We start from the raw sequence: 18,495 nt of genomic DNA, 5'->3' as shown, positions 1-18,495 counted from the left end.
GAATGCCGTCTATATAGACGGCATTATAGAAGGTTTACCCCTCATTCACAGTGGGGCAAGACGCTCTGCCTACCTCACTGCGATGTCTTTGACATAAGCCAAAATCACTTAGTGCTCACGGGTGGCTCTGAGATCAATGTCTGGAAAACGCTCTTGCGTCAGGTTGAGGTTGACCATCGTCGGCGCGATATAGGTCAGGTTATCGCCGCCATCCAGCGCGAGATTAGCTTGATTTTTGCGCTGGAATTCATCCAGCTTCTTCTCATCCTTGCACTCAACCCAACGCGCAGTGGCGACATTGATCGGCTCGTAGAGTGCGTCAACGTTATACTCGGCTTTCAAGCGCGCCACCACCATATCAAACTGCAGGACACCGACCGCGCCAACAATTAGATCGTTCGACTGCATCGGGCGGAATACCTGTACCGCGCCCTCTTCAGATAACTGAATGAGGCCTTTCAATAGTTGCTTTTGACGCAATGGATCTTTGAGACGAATGCGACGGAATAGCTCAGGCGCAAAGTTCGGGATCCCGGCAAATTTAAGATCTTCTCCTTGGGTAAAGGTATCGCCAATCTGAATGGTGCCATGGTTATGCAGGCCAATAATATCGCCGGCAAACGCATCTTCAGCCCGTGACCGATCCCCTGCCATAAAGGTCACCGCATCAGAAATATTGATTTGTTTGCCTAAACGTACATGGCGCAGCTTCATTCCCTGCTGATACTTACCGGAGACAATACGCATAAAGGCAATACGGTCACGGTGACGTGGATCCATATTGGCTTGGATTTTAAACACAAAGCCTGAGAATTTATCTTCATCGGCACTCACTTCACGATCATGAGTTGACCGCGCCATCGGCTTAGGCGCCCACTCGGTCAAGCCGTCCAGCATATGATCCACACCGAAGTTACCCAGTGCGGTACCAAAGAATACCGGCGTCAGCTCACCGCTTAAGAACAGCTCACGATCAAATTCATGCGAGGCCCCCATCACCAACTCCAGCTCGTCACGCAAATCTTGCGCAATGTCAGAGCCAATTGCGTCATCCAGCTCAGGGTTGTCCAAGCCCTTGATGATACGAGCATCCTGGATTTTATGCCCCTGACCAGACTGATAGAGAATGCTTTCATCACGGTGAATGTGATAAACACCTTGGAAGCCTTTGCCGCAGCCAATTGGCCATGATACTGGCGCACAGGCAATATTGAGCTCACTTTCGACTTCATCAAGCAGCTCCATCGGATCGCGAATATCTCGAYCCAATTTGTTCATAAAGGTGATGATCGGCGTATCACGAAGGCGAGTCACTTCCATCAGCTTACGGGTCCGGTCCTCAACCCCTTTCGCGGCATCAATGACCATCAAACAAGAGTCAACCGCCGTCAATGTTCGATAGGTATCCTCCGAGAAATCCTCGTGCCCTGGGGTATCAAGCAGGTTTACCAAGCAGTCGTTGTAAGGAAATTGCATCACCGAGGTGGTCACCGAGATCCCACGCTCTTTTTCCATGTCCATCCAATCTGACTTGGCATGCTGGTTAGTATTTGACATAGCAGGTTATCTTCTTGTTTGATTCAGGCGGCAATCGAGCGCCAACTGAGGAGGTAAATCACAAAGGTGGCGTATTTTCGCTGATCTTGTAGCCAGCTTCAATTCACAAATCTGACTTGGCACGGTTATCTGCACACGTTAGGGTCAAGCTTGCTTGCCAAATCCATCACAAATGTCGTCAATTGACGGCCCTGTGGTGTCGTTATTAGTGAAGCACGTGTATAATTAGCGCCACTTTCAGCTGTAAAACAGTCAACAACGTCGACCATTAGGTCGCGACTATTGACAGCATACTGCCCATCAAGATCAATCATCCGCGCAGCGTGCTTTCATTAGTCGCGATGGTGAACAGCTGAAAGCCGACAATTAGTGAGATAAATCAAAGGGTTTATCCCTCAGCAACAAGGAAATAATCTGTGAATCCAATCGTAAAAACATTCCAATACGGCAATCATACTGTGACATTGGAAACGGGCGTCATGGCACGCCAAGCCAATGGTGCCGTCATGGTCAGCATGGACGATACCTCGGTATTCGTCTCTGTTGTAGGTAAAAAAGAAGCCGCCGAAGGCCAAAGCTTTTTCCCTCTAACCGTCAACTACCAAGAGCGTACATACGCTGCAGGTAAAATCCCAGGTGGTTTCTTCAAACGTGAAGGCCGTCCATCTGAGTCAGAAACCCTCACTGCACGCTTAATTGACCGCCCAATCCGTCCGCTTTTCCCTGATTCGTTCAAAAACGAAGTACAAGTCATTGCGACGGTTGTGTCTGTTAACCCAGCCGTTAGCCCTGACATTGTCGCCATGCTGGGTACCTCTGCCGCCCTAGCGATTTCAGGCATCCCATTCAACGGCCCGATTGGCTCGGCACGCGTAGGTTATATCAACGACGAGTTGGTTCTTAACCCAAGCCCAGCGCAACTCGACGAAAGTAAGCTGGACCTGGTTGTTGCAGGGACAGAAGGCGCAGTACTGATGGTTGAATCAGAAGCTGATCGCTTGAGCGAAGAGCAAATGCTGCAAGCCGTGATGTTTGGTCACGAGCAACAGCAAACCGCTATCAATGCCATTAAAGAGTTCGCGGCTGAAGTCGGCACGCCTCAGTGGGATTGGAAAGCACCTGAAGTTAACGCTGCCCTACAAACCCGTGTGGCAGAAATGGCACAAGGTCCATTGGCTCAGGCATACCAGATCACTGAAAAAATGGCCCGTTACGAGCAAGTTGGCCAGGTGAAGCAAGACGTGGTTGCCGCTTTGCTAAGTGAAGACGAAAGTCTCAATGAACGTGAAATCCTCGGCATGCTTGGCGACCTAGAAAAAACCGTGGTTCGTGGTCGTATTATCGCCGGCGAACCGCGCATTGATGGCCGTGAAAAAGACATGGTTCGCGCCCTTGATGTCCGTACCGGCGTATTGCCACGTACACACGGCAGTGCCTTGTTTACCCGTGGTGAAACGCAAGCGCTAGTAACGGCGACCTTGGGTACCCAGCGTGATGCGCAAACCATTGACTCGATCATGGGTGAGCGCCAAGAAGGCTTCATGCTGCATTACAACTTCCCTCCATACTGTGTGGGTGAAACTGGATTTGTTGGCTCACCAAAGCGCCGTGAAATCGGCCATGGCCGTCTCGCTAAACGTGGTATCGCCGCGGTGATGCCAAGCCAAGACGATTTCCCGTACACATTGCGTGTGGTGTCTGAGATCACCGAATCTAACGGTTCGTCATCCATGGCATCTGTCTGTGGTACATCGCTTGCGCTGATGGATGCCGGTGTACCGGTGAAAAAATCCGTTGCAGGTATTGCCATGGGTCTGGTGAAAGAAGGCGACGAGTTTGTTGTTCTTTCGGACATCTTGGGTGACGAAGATCACCTCGGTGATATGGACTTTAAAGTGGCCGGTACCGACGACGGTGTGACTGCGCTACAAATGGACATTAAAATCGAAGGGATCACCAAAGAGATCATGCAAATCGCCCTGAACCAAGCAAAAGGCGCACGTCTGCACATCTTGGATGTCATGGATCAAGCGATTGGTTCAGCCCGTGATGATATCTCTGAGTTTGCCCCTCGTATCCATACCATGAGCATCAATCCTGATAAGATCCGTGATGTGATTGGTAAAGGCGGCGCGGTGATCCGTCAGCTGACCGAAGAGACCGGCACTACGATCGAAATCGACGACAATGGTACGGTAAAAATTGCTGCTACTGATGGCGACGCGGCAAAAGATGCGATCTCTCGTATCGAAGCGCTTACCGCCGAAGTAGAAGTGGGCCGCATCTATACCGGTAAGGTCCAGCGCATTGTTGATTTCGGTGCGTTCGTCTCTGTGATTGGCGGTAAAGATGGCCTGGTTCACATTTCTCAAATCGCCGATGAGCGTGTTGAGAAAGTGACCGATTATCTTGAAGTTGGCCAAGAAGTGGACGTCAAAGTGCTCGAGGTTGATCGCCAAGGACGCATTCGCCTAAGCATGAAAGAAGCCGCATCTGAGAAAGGCTCAGACAAGCCTTCAGAAGACGCCGCACCTGCGGAGCAAGCGCCAAGTACTGACGCTTAGAGTCATCGAGTTATTCATGATATAAAGGGGGCTGAGGCCCCCTTTTTTTTACACGGAGATGCGCCTTCATGACCGTTTTTTATAAACCACTGACCAATGTGGCGCTGTTATTGCTGATGATGACGTCATTGTTGCTGACAGGATGTAGCAGTCAGTGGACCTTCCCACCGATGGCCGTTCCCTTGCAGCCAACACTGCAACAGGAAGTCCACTTGGCACGCATCGATCAATTACTCGCACGAAAGGATTTAAGCGACGAGGCACGTGCGCAACTGCATTATGAACGTGGATTAATGCACGATAATCTTGGCATGCGCGACTTAGCACGATTAGATTTCAACCAATCTTTATCTTTAAAGCCTGACCAACCCGATGTATTCAATATTCTCGGTGTCTATTTTACTCAAAATGGCCATTACGATGCGGCTTACGAAGCGTTTGACTCAACGTTAGAGCTTGATGATAGCCATAGTTATGCCGAACGTAACCGCGGTATTGCCCTGTATTATGGCGGGCGCTATCGTCTGGCCTATCAAGACTTACTTAATCACTACCAAGAAGATCGCGACGACCCTTATCGCCTGATTTGGCTTTATTTAGTGGAGCGCGATTGGCAAGGTGAATCCCAAGCTCAACAAGCATTGTTAACCCGCAAAGCAAACGCCGAGACAACCGGCTGGGGCTGGCAACTGGTAGACATGTATCTGGGGGTGATCAGCGAGCGCGAGTTGCTTGAACAATTAGCCGCTCAGGGCAAAGATAACCAACAATTAGCAGAGCGCCTGTGTGAAGCGTATTTTTATCTCGCCAAACGGTACCAATATCAAGGCGATAACGATCGCGCTGTCGCGCTTTATAAGCTCGCCATGTCAGGCAATGTCTATCAATTTGTTGAGCATCGTTACGCGCTACTTGAACTCAACCGCCTGGCTTACCGTCAGCCATAGCCCATGCTTGCGACCAATATGCCACACTAAAAAGAGCAAGGTTTTCCTGCTCTTTTTTATTTTCACTGACACATAATCATCACGGGCGGGTGGGCGCTAATAGCTGTGGCGGTTGATTTTGCGGCTTATTTTTATGTAGCAATTGTTCAAACTCTCGCTTCGGCATCGGAGAGTGAAAGTAATAGCCTTGAATGGTGTCGCAATGTAGGTTGGTTAACACCGATGCTTGCTGGCGAGTTTCGACGCCCTCAGCCACCACCGTCATCTCCATCGCTCGCCCAAGGTGGATAATACTTTCCACCAGCGTCACCTGCTTACTGAGCGCATCCATCTCATGGATAAAGGCGCGATCGATTTTGAGCTCATCAAGCGGAAAGCGCGCGAGATAGGACAACGACGAGTACCCTGTCCCGAAATCATCAATCGATAACGCAAACCCTAATGATTTAATCGCATTCAACATGGTCAGCGCGTGCTCATCATTTCTCATTACCGCGCTTTCGGTAAGTTCAAAGGTAATATCTTCAGGATTGGCGCCGGTNTGTTCAATTAACTTAGGACTACTAAATTGCTCAGGCGATAAATTGATCGCGACCCGGCCCGGTAATAATCCTTGTTGCCGCCAACGATGAACATTTTGAAACACTTCCCGCATCACATGGCGCCCAAGCGCCTCTATCAAGCCGCAGCGCTCAGCCACAGGGATAAAACGCCCTGGACTGATGTAACCTTCCACTGGATGCTTCCAGCGCACCAAAGCCTCTGCGCCATTGATACGAAAATCACCCGCATTCACTTTGGGCTGATACCAGACTTCTAGGCTTTTGCTTTGCAATGCTTTTTGCAGCTCAATTTCCAGCCACAGACGCATCCGCGCTTCTTTACTCATACTGTCGTTATACTCAACCACACGGTTTCGGCCTTGCTCTTTCGCCTCATACATTGCCGTGTCGGCATTTTGCAGTAATTGTCTGGCATCTTTGCCGTCTTCAGGGTAGCGCACCATCCCCAGGGAACAGGCCAAATATTTGCTAAAGTAGTGCAGTTCAAAAGGCTGGCTAATCGCGCCAACAACCTTGTCAGCTAACTGCTCGACCATGTCTTCAGTGGCAGGTTTGGGTAGGATCACCGCAAATTCATCGCCCCCCAAATGACCAATAATGGTGTCGGCGGAAAGCAGTGCGCGTAAACGTTGTGCGATATCTTGCAACACCCGATCACCCACGTGGTGGCCTAGCGAGTCATTGATGTTTTTAAAATTATCCACGTCAAGATATAACATGGCTAAAGGCGTCTGCGCACGGATCAGTTTATCCAGTTCACTGCTAAAGCCATAGCGATTATACAATCCTGTCAAGGCATCGATATTGGCCCATTGCGGCTCGCCGACTTTGCTTATTTCATCGTGTTGTGCGGGTTGCAGCCGCTTCACCTCTGTATAAGGCGCGTGTAAGCGCAACATAGTGGCTTGTTTACCTAATACCTGAATCGGCGACTGAGAAAGGCGCACAGACGCACCTTTTTTACTACTCAATGCGTCAATGCACTCGCGATCATTGGCACTCGCCAAGCGCTCTATCACCGAATGGTTTTGATCGGCAAGCGCTAAATAATTCGCCACCGGCTCACCGAGCAAGTCGTCTGCGGATGCCACCCCTAGCAAGGTCGCTGCAGCAGGGTTCGCGGAGAGAATACAACCGTCCTCCACCAGGCAACAGCCATCGTCGATCAACGAACTTAAACGATGATATTTTTCATCCGCTTCTTCCAGCGCACTGGCTAAGATTTGACGCTCCGAGGTGTCAACTGCATGGAAAATAACACAAGGCTGTCCTTGCTCATCCTTATAGTTTTTAAGCGGTGCCACACTGAAATGAAAGCTTGAGCTATGATACTCATCCGCAATCACCACTTCTCCTTCCGCGCCATCCCCGCGTCTTGCTTTCTCATAATGCGGTTTTACCGCTTGATAAAACGCCTCGCCTAGCGTGTCTTTGTCACAAAGCCCCTTCAACGAGACAGAAGAAAGACCCGCCAACTCACAATAGCGCGGGTTAGCGTACACGTAGCGATCGGTACTATCTAGAATGGCAAAAAGGAACGGACTGTTATCGGTTAAGCAGTAAAACCAATCATTTAACGACGATATTGGCATGGGGGCTCACATTGGGTAATCACGCTCGATTATATCATCATCGAGACAAGCGTCTCATATATTAGACACTTTTAACTTCATTGTCAGTAGCACTTTATGAGGCACACGTCATAGGTTCAAGCTTTTCTCACTATATACCGCACATTTATCGGTAAAAAGAGAAAAGGCACTCAAAATCAGTAAAAAAGCGAGAGTATGTTGCCAAATCGCACAATTTGGCGGCTATTTATGCATTTAGCTGCGTAACAATCTGTGCGAGACTCACTGTCACTATTGCACCGGATCGGGAATCGGTTATCCTGACCACAACATTTACTCACCGCTGTATGTCTTATGCTTATTCGCTCAGAAGCGCCCGCCGACTTGGTTAAACTGGATCGTTGGTGGCGCGACGATATCACGCGTCCTTATCAAGCCGACCAACTCAAGCAATGGCGTGAAGCCGGGCTTATTTCTCTGTCGTTGCTCGCGACCAGCGATATGGGAGAGGTACAGGGCCATATTGTGGTGATTGATGCGCAAATGGATAACAACAGCCAAGAAATCGCGTTATGGCACAGTCCAGATCCCGACCTTTTAATGCCACTCTTGGACGAAGCGGAATCCACCCTCTTTGAGTTTGGCTATACCCGGCTTAAAATAATGCCCAGCGCTGAGGCGGCGCGCGCTGAGTTTGCCCCGATACAGGCCAACGATACCTGGTGGTATAAGCAATTAGCCGCCGCGACCGCTTAATACGGATGCCAAAACGATGTTAACCGACATTCAACGTTTACAAGCGATGGGCCTAGACGTCTGGCAGTTACGTCATCCAGCCATTTATGACCAAACGCACGAAGTTATTCAGTTACCAGACGCCTGCCAATTATTGCTGGTCTGTGATACGCCGCTCAGTGAAAAAGATGCGTGGTTGTTCGGCAATATACTCAAGAGCATGAAGTTGCGCCCCGAGCAGGCGCGTCAATTACCGCATGCAGCGTTGTCGGCACTGGGTGAACATCGCTTAACTTGGTGCTGGTATATTGACACACCGGATGTGATTATTGATGGCGTACGACGTTTAGATTCGATTCCCTTAGCGCAGATGCACGATAACCCAACCGCCAAACGCGATCTGTGGCGGCAGATTTGCCAATATGACTGATTATTATCTTTGTCCGCTGGCGCACGATGACATCACAGCCATCAGCACCATCGAGCGGCGCGCCCACAGTTCCCCCTGGTCAGACACCCAACTAGCGGCGTCAACTGGCCGTTTTGACCACGCGTATGGGCTTCATTTAATGCAGCCACACGCATTACTGATTGGGTATTTTTACGCGCGCTGTGTCGCCGGGGAGGGAGAATTATTGAACATTGCGATTGAGCCCACCTATCAAGGGCAAGGATGGGGAAGTATTTTACTTGAGGCGATGATCAAACGCCTAAATGAAGCCGGTGCGGAGAGTATCTGGCTGGAGGTACGCGAAAGCAACATCGCGGCGCAAGTCTTGTATCAAAAATATGGCTTTAAGCCCGTCAGCCGCCGAAAACACTATTATGCGTGTGCCGACGGTCGACGAGAAGATGCGTGGGTGATGCAAAAAATAGCCGATTGAAACTAAGGCTACTCACCACTATCTAACCTGATCGGTGGCAGAATATAGCCTTGATAGCCCTGACAACCTAACTGATGAAAATACTGGTGCTGCTCTGATTGTTCAATCCCAGTGGCAATGACAGTGATCTCTCGTCCCAGCGCAATATTGACTAGCATGCGAATGAATACATCATCCACATCGCTCGACTGCTGACCAAACCCGATATCCAATTTGACATAATCAGGCTCGATATTTTTGATGTAGTCGACGTTATCCATATTACGGCCAAAGTGATCAACCCCAACGGCAAAGCCTTGACCACGGATTAAACGAAACAATGCCTTGCAAGCTTCAGGATCAGCATGCACCGCTTTTTCTGACACTTCAAACGCCAGTTTATCGGCGAGATAGGTTTTGAGTAAAAAGTGACTTAACCAATCATAGAATGTTTGGCTTTGGACACTTTCAATGGTGATATTGATCGCGAGCTTGTCACTGTGAGGATTTTTATTAAGGTAGTCACTCACCCTATTTAGCACGTGAATATCAAACTCTTCGCCTAATGCATACATCTCAATACGGTTGAGCAACTGACCCGCAGATAGCCAGCTATCGTCCACCCAAAGGTGTGCGTACACCTCTTGATGCCAATTATATTGATTATCACGATGACGAACCGGTTGGGCATAAAGCGCTAATGGGTTTTTGTGCAACGCATCAAGCAAAATATGCCGCCATTGCTCTCGGGTCCGACTATCAACTTGTTCATCCGTTGGCCAAAAGTAAACCTCGTTTTGGCGCTTCGCGTGTTGTAATGCATTATCCGCTTTCGCCATCAGGCTCACCGTCTCGTCGGTACGCGTTTGCGCAATACCTAAGTGAAAGCCTTGATTGACCGGTAGCGAGATATTCTCTAGCTCTTGATTGATCACCCGTAATAACTGGCGTAAGTAACGCCGTAATGCTTTCTCTTCATCGGTAACCAGTAAGATCGCGATTTCATTATGACTCAACCTTGCCACGACTTGATGCGTGCTGGCTAAGCTCTCCTGCGTTAACGCTTCTCCTAGTAATCGCCAACATTGATCCCGGTATTGATATCCGTAACGCGCACGTAAACGTGATAACCAATCCGCCTCTAACAGAATTAAGCTGCAACCGACTTCATCGTTGATAAAGCTTTGCAGCTGGTGCTGAAAATAGCCACGGTTCGGTAAGCGTGATACCGGATCCACCATGAGTTTATCGCGCAAGCGTGCCAATTCGTCTTGTTGTGATTGCTGCATCCGTGCGACTTGTTGCCCGGCAAGATTAAAGGCGTTTTGCAGTGCCGATAAATCACTCACACTGGTTGCCACTTGTGTCGGATGAAAATCACCATGTCCTAACGACGTCAGTCGCTGACTGAGCTCCCCCAGAGGGACGGTAACACGACGGAACATAAAAGACGCGGCGACAATAACGGCCACACCCGCAGCCAATAACCAACCGACTAATCGCATCAGTCGTTGCCATAACTCAGCAATATCTTGATGAGGATCGAACGTCATGGTCAGCTTCGCTAACTGTGTCCAGCCGTTACTCACCGAGACGGAGGTTGTGTTCACCGTTAAGCCCGTCGCTGTCGCGAACCAATTCGGCACATGCATTGCCGGACGGTCAGATTCCCATACTTGGCGTTCCCCAGATAGCATGGGCTCGATCGTGATCTGACTCACTTGGGGCATACTGATAAACTGGGAAGCTAACTGCGTGAGTCGTTGTCCATCACTTTGTTCAAGTACCGCGGGCAGCGCTTCAGCCAGCGTCTTGCTGAGTAAGTTTGATTGTTGCTGCTGCTGTTGTTTGCGTTGTTCCGCGCTCAACTGCAATACCACTGCTGTGGTCACCAATACAGTGACCACAGTGGCGGCGACAACAAACGAAAGCACACGTTGATGCAGTGTCATTGCGCGCCTCGCCAGCCGATACGTGAAATGACTATCGAAGTGACCATTGGCGTAGCCGCTAATCTGATTCCGATGAATAAATAGTCCATCGTTTCTCCGTTATGCCGTGTTCGCCAGAAACAGTCGCGACCACTCGGCGATTTGTTTCATTGGCTCTGTCTGTCTCAGCATCGATTAATGGGCGTGTCTCACCGAAGCCTTGCGCGCTAACACGACTGCGGTCAAGGTAAAACTGATTAACGAGCACGTCCGCAATCGCCTCTGCGCGTCGCTGTGACAACGCTAAATTGTAGCTCGCCGCACCCACTTTACTGGCATGACCTTCAATGAGTACCGACGCCTTAGGATAACGGCGCATAAATTCGGCAAGATCACGGATATCACCATACTGACTCTCACGAACCTGGGCCGAATCCGTAGCAAATTGGACATTCAGCTCGAACGATGCTGTTTCTATTCGCTCTTGCGGGCATCCTTCATTATTGACCCGAGCTTGTTCAAGCGTCGCGTTACACTGATCGCGCGCGGCAATTACACCATCTTTGTCTTGATCGGTGAGGTCACGGCTTTGTATGATCTTCATTTCCATGGGATCAACCAACTGTGGCGCACAGCCACTGATCATGAGCCCGGTAAAAAGAAGTAAACTCAACTGCTTCATTATTCACTCCCCTCACTGTACAGCGATGCCGTGTCCCAGCTTGCAGGCGTATCGATTCTTAGTGAGGCCAGTAATTGCCCAGTAGCGTTTAATATTCGATATTGTGCATACCGCTCATCGGCTTCTTTACTTAGGTATTCACGGCGTGTTTCAAACAACTCATTTTGCGAGTCCAATACATCCAAAAGCGTCCGCGCATTGAGGCGAAACTCTTCGCGATAGGCATCTCGGGTATCGGTAGCGGCTTCGACATGTTGGCGCATAAAGTCACGCTGCTGTTCAAGATAGGTTCGCGCGTTCCAGGCTAAAGTGGCCCCTTCAACCACTTGGCGATGGGTCATCTCATTAACTTCTCGCGCCTCGATGGTTTGATAAGCCGTTTGTCGCTCTCGGGCACGATCGGCACCACCATTAAATAAGTTGTAGCGCATGCGTACCATGGCTTGGATATTATTATTCTCGCCACCGACATCTGGCGGACCCGCACCGTCTTCGCCACCAATGTTTTCGTTCCAATTAGCATCGACTTCTACGTTGATGGTCGGTAAATACGCGGCACGAGAGCCATCACGGGCTGCATTCGCCGCCGCAATATCTGCTTGTGCAGATTGCAAACGCGGATGGTTATCTAACGCCATATCCAAGGTAGTATCCAGCGACTGCGGCAGCATCGCGGCATCGGGGCTGGGTAAGTGTAAATCCTCAGGTGCGATACCGACGACCTTCATAAAAGCACTACGCGCATCGGCGAGGTTATTACGCGCCGACATTAAGTTTGCGTTCGCACGCGCTAAGCGTCCTGTCACCTGAGACAAGTCGCTGGCTTTGGCAAATCCACCTTGATTGCTTTCTTCAATCGCATCGTAGATTTCCTGATGGTTATCTAGGTTTTTTTCTGCCAGGATCACAATCTCTTCAGCTACGAGCACATCCAGATAAATACGTGACACTTCCAACGCTTTATCTTCTGCGGTGGCAATCAAGCCCCACTGCTCGGCCGTGGCTTCGTTTTGTGTCCGCGCCACTTCATGTTGGGTACGAAAGCCATCAAAAAGCATTTGGCGTAATGATAACCCAAGCTCACGACGAGTTAGGTCTACTTCATCATCCGTGCTGGTATCACGGCGAGTGCCTGGTGAGTCCGTCCATTCCTGCCCCACACCAGCGGTCGCATCCAGTGTGGGATAATAACCGGCTTTGGCTTGGTCTATAGATTGCTCACGCGCTTTATAGCGCGCAAAGGCTTCACGTATTTGTGGATGAGACTCGAGTGAGCGAGCCACCGCTTGCTCCAATGTTTGCGATATTGCAACGGGTGAAATCAAGCTCATGGCTAGCGCGATAGCCGTTATGCGCGTTTTATGACACAGATGCGAAAGGGTCGGCATCTTGTTTCTCCTTGTTGTGATTATTTAGCGCTCGCGTAGTGCGTTTTCTTTTGCCCGTAAAATAGGATTGAGAAGATAATCCAACACCGTGCGCTTGCCGGTAATAATATCAACCGAGGTCAGCATGCCAGGAATAATCGGCATCGGCGTGCCATCATCCCGCGTTAAGTGCGATGCCTCAGTCCTGATTCGCACGAGGTAAAAGCTATTCCCTTCTTCATCCTGCGTGGTATCGGCACTAATGTGCTCCACTTTACCGTCTAGCCCGCCATAGCGGGTAAAGTCATACGCGGTGACTTTTACAACGGCCGGTAACCCAGGATGTAAAAATGCAATGTCTTTGGGCAAAATTTTCACTTGTACGAGCAGCTGATCTTCAGTGGGTACAATTTCTATCACATCTTCCCCGGGGCCCACGACACCACCCAATGTGTTGATGTGCACCGTTTTCACCGTGCCATCGACAGGTGAAGTAATGACGGCTTTGTTCACTTTGTCTTGTGCCCCGACGGTCGCCTCTGTGAGTCGAGACAGCCGTGCCTCGCTTTCACTCAGCTTGGCCCGTGTCTCACCAATAAACTGCAAAGCAGCCTCACGGCGTTTTAAGATAGATTCATCTAACGCTGCTTTAATTTTAGGCCGCGACAGTTTTAAGTTGGTCAGCTCACCCTGCATATCATTGATCTGTCTTTCCAGTTTGAGAAGCTCCACTTCTGAGACAATCTTCTTTTTTACTAAAGGACGTGTGATATTGATCTCACGATCCATAATCGATAACGAGTTAGTCAGCGTTTTTATCTTGGAGCCCACTTCTTCTAACGCTTGACGTTTCTGAACGATTTGTTGTCCCTGAATCTCCAGTTGATTGCGCAGACTGTCCAGTCGGCTCCGATATTCCGAATTTTGCCGTGCAATTAACTGGGGTTTACGGCTGGTGAGTGAGTCAGGAAAACTGATGGGACGCGGCACAATCTCAATTTGTTGCTGCCATGGCTGGCTAGGTGGCTGCAGAATGACACTATCAAGTTCACTGTACATGCGCGTGACCGAAGCCCGCAAACTGTCAATTTCTTGCTCTTGCTGAGCCAGATCAGAACGAAAGCGGGTGGCATCAATACGCGCGAGAGGCATCCCTTTTTCAACCAATTGCCCTTCATCAACATACATCGCCTGCAAAATGCCACCATCTAGGCTTTGGATCAGCTGGACATGAGAAGGAGGAATGACTTTACCACTGCCCCGAGTGACCCGATCCAGCTCCGCCACCGCGGCCCATACAATAAAGCTTGCAATCAGCAGCAAGGCAACCCAAACCACCGCACGGTACTTGAGCGGGGTATCTGTCATCATCGCGCCATAAACATCGTCAATCATGTCGAGATCAGCGGGTTGGCTGGCCTTTTTAACGACCTTGCTCATGACGCATTTCCTTTGTTGAGCTTACTGAGGACTTTGTCGCGCGGACCATCCATCACAATGCGTCCTTTGTCCATCACAATCACCCGCTGCGCGAGGTTGAGCAGTGACATGTTATGGGTCACCATCACCAGTGTTCGTGATTTGGCCGCCACTTCCATGGCTTTAATAAATTGGTTTTCAGCGTGTGCGTCTAAACTCGCCGTCGGTTCATCCATCACCAGCACAGGCGGCTCATTAAGCAACGCCCGTGCTAAAGACACCGCCTGCCTCTGACCGCGAGAAAGGCGTTCGCCACGCTCTCCCACCTGTTTATCTAGGCCTTCATGGTCTTGCGCGGTAAACAAACTCACGCCTGACAGCTGCACGGCGCGCATCAGCTGGTGCTCAGTGACTTGGCGCGTACCAAACATAATGTTTTCGCGAATAGTGCCATGAAACAGCGTCACATCTTGTGCCAAATAGCCCACGTTGCGACGCAAATCTGAAGGATGGATTTGACGGCTATCGACGCCATCAAACCGTAAACTGCCTTGGTTGGGCTGAAAAAGGCCGGCTAACAGTTTGAGTAACGTGGTTTTACCCGAGCCATTTTTACCTAAGATGGCGATTACTTCACCCGGCTGAACGCGAAAATTCAATGGATAAAGCGCCGGTTTTTCCGTCTCTGGATAATTAAAGGCCAAGTTGTCGGCACTGAGTTCACCTTTAAGGCGTTTACGACTGACAAGATGTCCTTTATCAGCAAACTCATCCTCTTGCTCCATCATCGCATTCAGTTGGCGCAGCGAGGTGCTGGTTTGATTCCAACGGTTGAACAAACTCGCCATCTGCGCCATGGGTGATACCGCTCGGCTGGAAAGCATCACTGCCGCGATGATCCCCCCCATGGAGATATCGCCGTCCGCCACCCGATACACCCCCAAGATCACCACGGCGATCGCCATCATCTGGGTGATGAAAGTGGCAATGTAAGAAACGTTATTGGTGATTTGTTTGACTTTAAAGTTCCAATTCGCCGTGTGCGCGGTCATTTGCTGCCAACTGCGCTGCACGATGCCTTCGGCGCCATTGGCTTTGATGCCTTCCAACGCCGATAAACTTTCAATGAGATGGCCATGGCGCTCAGACGCGTATTTATTACTCGGCCCCCACACTGCCGCCACGATTGGCCAGCGGCGTACCCATCAGCCGTGCAAACAGTCGAGACGAAACAATAATATCGACTTTCTTCCCGGCCATATCAATCATGTAGGAGCGCAACTTGCGCATGATAAAGTCAAAGCAGTAGGCCAAGGTGGCGCCGCTAGCTAACACCCACAAGGATTCAAACGCCAAATTAGGAACGATCTTGTCATAGACGTTCATTACGAACAGCGGCGACACCAAAGCAAAGAGGTTCACCAACACGGAGGCGAGCAACGCATCGCGATAAATAGGCGCAGCGTCTTTGACCGTTTGCCAAAACCAGTGGATTTTATTGTCGTGCAGGTGTAAATCGACCGACTGATCACCGCGGTACTGGCGCTTGATAAAAAAGCAATACCCGACATACATCGCCTCAAGGGCTTCAAGCTGCATGGTTTGCTCGCCGCCATTTTCGGGCAACTGAATCAGGGCAGTGCCTGCCTCATTATCAATTTCACGCAGCACACAGGCTTTTTGATCTGCTAACAGTAACACGCAAGGGAGCAATAACGGCCCTAAATTATCCAAATTACGGCGTGACAAACGTGCAGCAAGGCCCGCACGACCCGCCGCTTGCGGAAACATATCCGGGGTAAGTAGTGCATTGGTCATCGGCAAGCCCGCAACTAACGCATCCCCCGAGCAGGGGGTGCCATAGTGTTCGGTCAGCAATACCAAACAATCTAGCAAGGGATCGTCGGTGGGCTGTTCGCCCGCTGCGATTCGCCACTGCACCGATTGATTATTATTCGAAGGGTCAGTCACTTACATCTCTCTTTTGACCGAAAACAAAAGGCAGCGACATGATAGCCGCTGCCTGAGGGTGATTACCAGTCTGTATCGATCTCAATATCATCGAGGGCTGTCATGTCGGAGGATACCGATATGGTGCCATCACCATTATCATTGATGGTCAAAGAGCCTTTCTCACCTTCAATCAGCGTGTTAAGCACCACTTGACCGCCTTCTAACTTGACATTGGTAAGTTCAATTGTCTGATCCGCGTCCTCTTTTTTGTCATAGTCAAACTTCAGCGTCACATTCACCGAATCATCATAAGGATTCGTATCATTCATGGTGACACTAAAGCGACTAAAGTCTCCATTCACCTCATCACCTTTGAACAGATCATTTAGATTTAGAGTGTCCTCAGCGGAGAAATCACTGACCGTGTCGGTGTATTCATGACCATTTTGTGAATTCACATCATCCATTGACCAGGAGAAGGTATCTGCCCCCTCAGAACCGGTAAGCATATCGCTGCCACGGCCACCGACGATAATATCATCACCTTCTCCACCACGAACCTGATCATTTCCATCCCCGGCATCAATATAATGGTTATCTGTTGTTTGCCAATCTGACTCAAATTCTGACATCCAATGAACCTCTGGCCCATTAATGCTGAAGTTTTCGTCATTAATGACAACTTTTTCAGACCCGCTTAAACCGACGTTTAGCGATAACCAACCGACGCCAGCGCTACTAAGCATATCAATTTGATCAACACCATCACCGGTTTCTATTGAGTGGTTTTGCGATTCAGGTTTACTTGTAGGCTGAACGGCGAATTCGCCTAATGTAGTATCACCATCACCATCAACAACCTTATAGGAGAAATCAATGTCTGAATCACCCTCAGGTGCTTGCATCACTTGATACTGGTAGAACTCCCACTTACCTGTTGCTGGCGTCAGTTGCACCTCAAAGACCAACGCGCCATTTTCATCTGTTGCTATCAGACGATTATTGCCATCAAATTGAGTCGTAATCGCTAAACCTTGCGCCGTGAATAAACCATCTTCAATGCCTTCAAGCATGATAGAGTCAAGTCCGTCAGCGCCTGCATGATACTGCAACGTACCATCAGCAACAGCAATTGCTTGTTCATCCGATGCGCCCGTGAAAGTTATCGACTTAACGGTTAGATCACTATTATCTTGACTACTACGGTTTCCATTATCAGTCGCTTCAATGGTGATTTGGTCAAACCCACCTTCTTGAATATCAAAGTTCTTCGCGTAGTCACCACTTGTCTCATCGGACGTGAATTCTCTTTCAGCGACCAGTTCGCCATCTCGATAGAAGCGTGCAATACCAGACTCGAGTTCTCCCCCATACATTTTAGAGAACTCAATTTGTGCGCCATAAGCAACTTGGCCATTCAACGAGAATATCAGTTGCTCAGATACGCCTTGGCCGGTGTCCGTGATGCGATATTCAATCTCATTGGACAAAGGATGACCGTGTTCATCAGGATTACTTGGCCAAGGCCAAGGAGTAGACGAAGAACCACTATCAACACCAATACCATCAGACGATAAATTAACTTTGTCGTATTCAAGTTGAGTGTTGTAGTCATTCGCAAACCCGAGGGCAGTCACCGTAACATCATCAAGGGTGAGACGGTCTCCCGAGCCTTGCCCTGTGAACGAGACTTTGCCTATCAGCACATCGGGAATATCCTGCAACTCGACCGGTACAACCTCTACCGCTATAGTTTCGGGGCTGTCATCCTCAATAGTGACACTTAACGGCTTACTCAAGTCAGTACGGTTATCATCGTTTACGACGACACTAATAGGAAGCGACAATGTGTCTTCCATCTCTGTGTCCGGATGATCCAGAGGGCTATGTAGCTCGACATCATAAGTCCATTCAAGACTTCCGCTCATTGGCTCATTGAGCGTGACAGTTATGACAGGATCTGTCGCATTTGTATGACCCAACAAACGGTTTGTAGATGCATCCCAGGTCCAAGCTACCGTTTCACCGTTTGAGGTCAATCCGCTGCCGCCGGCAAGTGCGACGGTCATATCTCCTGAACCGCCTGTTACGGTAAATTGACCAGAACCTGAAACACTATTCGTTGTATCCGTCCCAGATGGTAATGAATCCTCAATACCGCCTGCCAGTCCTTCTTCAGAAACAGTCACTTCAGAAACAATAGTTATTGTAGGTGTGGTGTCGAGCACGGCGCTGTCGCTGCCTTCTGCCGAGGTGTTGCCGAACTGGTCTTCCAGCACCGCTGTCACGGTGAGGGTTTCACCTTCCGCTGGCGCATCGAACGAGGTCGCGACGCTGCCGTTG

At 49.7% G+C, this 18,495-nt stretch carries 11 protein-coding genes and 2 pseudogenes; 5 read left to right on the top strand and 8 right to left on the bottom strand.

Features of this window, described 5'->3' with window-relative positions:
- Positions 1-108: 108 nt before the first annotated feature.
- A pseudogene (gene prfC, locus BZG79_RS02210) lies at positions 109-1,548 on the bottom strand (peptide chain release factor 3); the annotation flags it as partial.
- Between the two features lie 425 nt (positions 1,549-1,973).
- On the opposite strand from prfC, the gene pnp reads away from it, so the two are divergent.
- Entirely contained in the window at positions 1,974-4,121 is a 2,148-nt protein-coding gene (pnp, locus tag BZG79_RS02205) for a polyribonucleotide nucleotidyltransferase (RefSeq protein ID WP_077461819.1), read from the top strand.
- Positions 4,122-4,237: 116 nt separating this feature from the next.
- Positions 4,238-5,068: a lipoprotein NlpI gene (nlpI, locus tag BZG79_RS02200; RefSeq protein WP_242414113.1), complete on the top strand. Its 831-nt coding sequence runs from the start codon at positions 4,238-4,240 to the stop codon at positions 5,066-5,068.
- A 79-nt stretch (positions 5,069-5,147) separates the two neighbouring features.
- Here the strand turns inward: nlpI and BZG79_RS02195 are convergent, their stop codons facing one another.
- Positions 5,148-7,223: an EAL domain-containing protein gene (locus tag BZG79_RS02195; RefSeq protein ID WP_077773633.1), complete on the bottom strand. Its 2,076-nt coding sequence runs from the start codon at positions 7,221-7,223 to the stop codon at positions 5,148-5,150.
- A 333-nt stretch (positions 7,224-7,556) separates the two neighbouring features.
- On the opposite strand from BZG79_RS02195, the gene BZG79_RS02190 reads away from it, so the two are divergent.
- The 3 genes from BZG79_RS02190 to rimI are packed head-to-tail and all read left to right on the top strand — an operon-like array spanning position 7,557 to position 8,821.
- Positions 7,557-7,958, top strand: coding sequence for a hypothetical protein (locus BZG79_RS02190; RefSeq protein WP_077773632.1), 402 nt, complete (start codon positions 7,557-7,559; stop codon positions 7,956-7,958).
- A gap of 16 nt (positions 7,959-7,974) precedes the next feature.
- Positions 7,975-8,367, top strand: coding sequence for a DNA polymerase III subunit psi (locus BZG79_RS02185; protein WP_021023633.1), 393 nt, complete (start codon positions 7,975-7,977; stop codon positions 8,365-8,367).
- Complete coding sequence (gene rimI, locus BZG79_RS02180) at positions 8,360-8,821, top strand: ribosomal protein S18-alanine N-acetyltransferase (RefSeq protein ID WP_077773631.1); 462 nt, start codon at positions 8,360-8,362, stop codon at positions 8,819-8,821. Before BZG79_RS02185 ends, rimI begins: the two co-directional genes overlap by 8 nt.
- Before the next feature lie 8 nt (positions 8,822-8,829).
- Here rimI and BZG79_RS02175 read toward each other — a convergent pair whose 3' ends face one another.
- The 6 genes and pseudogenes from BZG79_RS02175 to BZG79_RS02150 all read right to left on the bottom strand — a co-directional run.
- Positions 8,830-10,752, bottom strand: coding sequence for an EAL domain-containing protein (locus BZG79_RS02175; protein ID WP_077773630.1), 1,923 nt, complete (start codon positions 10,750-10,752; stop codon positions 8,830-8,832).
- Positions 10,753-10,810: 58 nt separating this feature from the next.
- The gene (locus BZG79_RS02170) at positions 10,811-11,413 is read right to left on the bottom strand and encodes an OmpA family protein (RefSeq protein WP_077773629.1); all 603 of its coding nucleotides are present in this window, start codon (positions 11,411-11,413) and stop codon (positions 10,811-10,813) included.
- Positions 11,413-12,801 (bottom strand): TolC family outer membrane protein, encoded by a 1,389-nt coding sequence (locus BZG79_RS02165; RefSeq protein ID WP_077577128.1) that lies wholly within the window; start codon positions 12,799-12,801, stop codon positions 11,413-11,415. The genes BZG79_RS02170 and BZG79_RS02165 overlap by 1 nt, the downstream gene beginning before the upstream one ends.
- A gap of 24 nt (positions 12,802-12,825) precedes the next feature.
- The gene (locus tag BZG79_RS02160; RefSeq protein ID WP_077678986.1) at positions 12,826-14,220 is read right to left on the bottom strand and encodes an HlyD family type I secretion periplasmic adaptor subunit; all 1,395 of its coding nucleotides are present in this window, start codon (positions 14,218-14,220) and stop codon (positions 12,826-12,828) included.
- Positions 14,217-16,017: pseudogene (locus BZG79_RS02155) on the bottom strand (ATP-binding cassette domain-containing protein). The gene BZG79_RS02160 and the pseudogene BZG79_RS02155 overlap by 4 nt, the downstream one beginning before the upstream one ends.
- A gap of 215 nt (positions 16,018-16,232) precedes the next feature.
- Positions 16,233-18,495: type I secretion C-terminal target domain-containing protein (locus BZG79_RS02150; RefSeq protein WP_206779490.1), on the bottom strand; the 2,263-nt coding region annotated here is incomplete at its 5' end.

It is taken from the genome of Salinivibrio sp. MA427 (assembly GCF_001996115.1).
In the GTDB taxonomy this organism is placed as follows: domain Bacteria; phylum Pseudomonadota; class Gammaproteobacteria; order Enterobacterales; family Vibrionaceae; genus Salinivibrio; species Salinivibrio costicola.
This window is presented reverse-complemented; position numbering and strand designations above follow the sequence as displayed.